Origin of the sequence: Arachidicoccus sp. (genome assembly GCF_050436765.1) — a bacterium.
Taxonomy (GTDB): Bacteria; Bacteroidota; Bacteroidia; order Chitinophagales; family Chitinophagaceae; genus Arachidicoccus.
In genome coordinates this window covers 1-4,047 of the sequence record NZ_JBNQGD010000179.1, presented here as the reverse complement: position 1 = coordinate 4,047, position 4,047 = coordinate 1, and the positions used below count along the sequence as shown (strand labels likewise).

3 protein-coding genes are annotated in these 4,047 nt (G+C 39.2%); 2 read left to right on the top strand and 1 reads right to left on the bottom strand.

All coding sequences use genetic code 11. The features are described from left to right. Window positions 1–402: YHS domain-containing protein (locus tag ACQR30_RS07875; protein WP_429733721.1), on the top strand; the 402-nt coding region annotated here is incomplete at its 5' end. Window positions 403–525: 123 nt separating this feature from the next. Beyond that, complete coding sequence (purL, locus tag ACQR30_RS07870) at window positions 526–2,754, top strand: phosphoribosylformylglycinamidine synthase subunit PurL (protein WP_429733718.1); 2,229 nt, start codon at window positions 526–528, stop codon at window positions 2,752–2,754. A 343-nt stretch (window positions 2,755–3,097) separates the two neighbouring features. On the opposite strand, the gene ACQR30_RS07865 is transcribed toward purL, so the two are convergent. Beyond that, window positions 3,098–3,820, bottom strand: coding sequence for an NYN domain-containing protein (locus tag ACQR30_RS07865; RefSeq protein ID WP_429733716.1), 723 nt, complete (start codon window positions 3,818–3,820; stop codon window positions 3,098–3,100). Between the last annotated feature and the right edge of the window lie 227 nt (window positions 3,821–4,047).

Below are 4,047 nucleotides of genomic sequence, written 5' to 3'. Positions count from 1 at the left end.
AAGGATTCATTCTACAGTAAGATTGTGGTCGATAAAATAAATGATAGGAGTTTGTGTAAAAAAGAAGTGACTTTACCCCATACGCAGGCCTCTTACCCTGTGATACGGGCAGCGGGTGGACAAAGTGTCATCGTTGCCTGGGTGGATAATGATAGAGTTTACTACAAATTATTAGATGTAGCTTCTATTACTGAAGTTCCCGCAGAAAATGACGTGCAGGAAATAATCCCGTTTAAAAGGGCTCGGACAATGCCGACATTATCATCTTCCATAGATCCGGTATGTGGGATGAAAATGAATGAAAAGACCGCGACGGATACCACATTGTTTCAAGGCAAAATCCTCGGATTTTGCAGTCCTAAGTGCAAAAAAGCATTTCTGGAAACTGCGAACGGACATTGATAAATAATTTTTGATCTTAGTGAAAAGACGGAAAAACAAAAACAGATGAGAGCGGCACTATAACATTGCAAGTTTTATCCTAAATTTGCGCGACATTTCAATCATCTTTTACCAATCTTTCTAATGGAAATCACAGTAAAACACGCAGAGGAACGTCGCTTAACCGCGGAAGAATTTCAATTAATAAAGGAAAAATTAGGACGCACACCCAACTTCACGGAGTTATGCATTTTTAGTGCAATGTGGAGTGAGCATTGCAGCTATAAAAATTCTATCAAATGGTTGAAAACCTTGCCTCGTGATGGCGGAAGGATGTTGGTCGCTGCTGGAGAAGAAAATGCGGGTTTGATGGATATAGGAAATGAATCTGGTGTTGTGTTTAAAATAGAAAGCCATAATCATCCAAGTGCTATTGAACCGTTTCAGGGCGCGGCAACGGGCGTAGGTGGTATTCAACGCGATATCTTTACGATGGGTGCGAGACCGATTGCTTCATTAAACAGTTTGCGTTTTGGGAAGTTAAACGATAAAAAAACGCAACGTCTTCTTGCGGGAGTTGTTCACGGTATTGGTCATTATGGCAATTGCTTCGGAGTTCCGACAGTTGCTGGCGAAATATATTTTGAAGACTGTTATCATACCAATCCTTTGGTAAATGCGATGAGTGTTGGAATAGTGAAGGCCGGAAAAACAGTGAGTGCTATTGCTGAAGGGAACGGTAATCCGGTGTTTTTCGTTGGAAGCGCCACTGGTAAAGATGGCATTGGGGGCGCAAGTTTTGCATCGGCAAATATTACAGAGGAAAGTACAGAAGAATTGCCTGCTGTACAAGTAGGAGATCCTTTCCAGGAGAAAAAATTATTGGAAGCGTGTCTAGAAGTTTTAGAAACAAATGCGGTCGTAGGCATGCAGGATATGGGTGCTGCGGGTATAATTTGCTCTACTGCCGAAATGAGCGCGAAAGGCGGTGTAGGTATGCATATCGATTTAGAGAAGGTGCCTACGCGTCAAGCCCATATGAAAGCCTGGGAATTGCTCTTGAGTGAAAGTCAGGAAAGAATGTTACTGGTTGCAGAAAAAGGAAAAGAACAAGCTATCTTAGATGTGTTTGAAAAATGGGATTTGCCTTGCAGCGAAATTGGTTATGTAACCGATGACGGGATCTTGAATTTTTATTTAAATGGAGAATTAGAGGCTTCTGTTCCGGCTGAAGAGTTGGTATTAGGTGGAGGCGCTCCTGTTTATTCTCGCGAATACACCGAACCTGAATACTTGAAAAAAGTGAACGCTTTTTCAATCGAAGGTATAGAAGATATAAAAGATAATGGAGCATTAAAGTCTGTTGCCGAAAAAGTTATTCAAATTCCCAATATAGCGAATAAACGCTGGGTCACGGTTCAGTATGACAGTATGGTGGGTACGGCCAATACACAAACTAATGCGCCAAGCGATGCGGCTGTAGTAATTGCAAAAGGAACAGGGAAAGCTTTAGCGATGACGACAGATTGTAATAGCAAATATGTTTTCGCCGATCCCTTCGTAGGTGCGCAGATAGCTGTAGCGGAAGCTGCCCGTAATATTGTGTGCAGTGGTGGCGAGCCAATTGGTGTTACCAATTGCTTGAACTTTGGTAATCCTTACAATCCGGAAGTATATTACCAGTTTGTAAAATCGGTGGAAGGAATGGGCGCTGCATGTAGAAAGTTTAATACACCGGTTACGGGAGGTAATGTAAGTTTCTACAATCAAAATCCGACAGGTCCGGTTTATCCTACACCAACGATTGGAATGGTGGGCATTTTAGACGACATTAATAACAAAATGACGCTAGATTACAAACACGCTAATGATGTAATTTATTTAATTGGGGAAAGCAAAAATGATATTGGTTCTTCGGAATACATTCATAAAATAAAAAATGTAGAATATTCCAATGTGCCCACATTTGATTTGGAGGAAGAATTTGCATTACAGCAAGTGGTAGCTTCGCTGATAAAAAATAGGTTGGTCCAAAGTGCGCACGACATTAGCGAGGGTGGTTTAATGACGACGCTATTGGAAAAAGGCTTTAATAGAGACTTAGGGTTCGAAGTAGAAAATAAATCAGCCTTAAGAAAAGATGCTTTTTGGTTTGGTGAAGCGCAGAGTCGCGTAGTAGTGACCATTTCGGCTGACAAAATAACTGCTTTTGAAGCCGAATTATCTAGTGCGAAAATAGGGTTCTCGAAATTAGGAATGGTAACTTCTGGCGAAATTACAGTGGATGGAGAAAGTTGGGATACTATCGCTGATTGGAAAAACAAATACGACACAGCCATTGAAAATATTATCAATGGGGATGGGGTGAACTAGGGAATTAGATCAAAAAAAAATTGCAAGCCGCTTCCACTTTTCATTTGATAACTAGTCATAAAAGTGGAGGCGGCTTTTTTTAGTTAATAATTTCACTAACACGAAATATTCTATTTGTTGTTCCGCCGGCTTTCCCGGGCCCGGATATCATACTTGCTACTGGTAGAGCGTTCGATCTAACGGGTCTGTTTAAATTGAAGGAAGGTTTTAAGAGAGATTTTTGAAGCTAAAATTTCTTTGCTGAATGTGATATTCCGCTTAGGTTTACTTATGGTTACTATAATGGAGCTCGAACCGAACTTATTTTATATTTGATTGGACGAAATAGCTTTGGTCAATTTCATTATTTCAATTTTACCATGGGGTGATTAAGTCCATTTACCATATTTTTAATTACTTTATATTTTGGCAAGCCTTCAAACATTTGTGTGAGGTTTTTGAAGCCAAAACTACGTGGGTCAAAGCTCGGATCTATCTTTCTGAGATTGGTGCCGACGGTAGAAATATAAATTTCTTCTTCTTCATTGATAGAAATATTAAATGCTTTATCGATAACGGAAGTGTTGGGTTTATTTTTTGGAGCTTTATTTTTATTATCCTTTCCTGTTTGCGGCTGTGTTTCAATGGTTGCATTCAAGTTTTCGCAATAAGTAAATATCTCACAAGATTGCACAAAGGCACTAGGAGTTTTCTTTTCGCCAATGCCCATTACAAAAAGGCCTTCCTCGCGAATTCTTTTTGCTAATCCTGTATAATCGCTGTCACTCGAGACGATACAAAATCCTTCGATATTTCTACCATGTAATATGTCCATCGCATCTATGATTAAGGAGCTGTCGGTGGAGTTTTTTCCGGTGGTGTAAGCAAATTTTTGGATAGGGTTGATGGAGTGTTGATTGATGGTTTCTTTCCAACTGTTCATTTGCTGACTGGTCCAGTCGCCATATATTCTACGGATAGTAGCTTTCCCGTATTTAGATACTTCTTCTAGAATTTCTTTTATCAATTTCGGTTGTGCATTATCGCCATCTATTAAAACCGCTATGTTGAATTTATTGTTATCCATAAGTATCTTTTAAATTATCTGAAAGGTCGATTCATGACAAAGTTCGGAAAAAAATGCAGAGTAATTATTTATTAGTTTTCCTAAGACAGATAAAATCGTTTAGTAAAAAGGAAAAGAATTAAATTTACTAAATATAAATTTTGTCGAATGAAGAAAGATGCTAACTTTTATTCTTGGTATGCTTTTATGGGGGCGCTAACCACCTGGTTTGCACTGATTCTTCAATT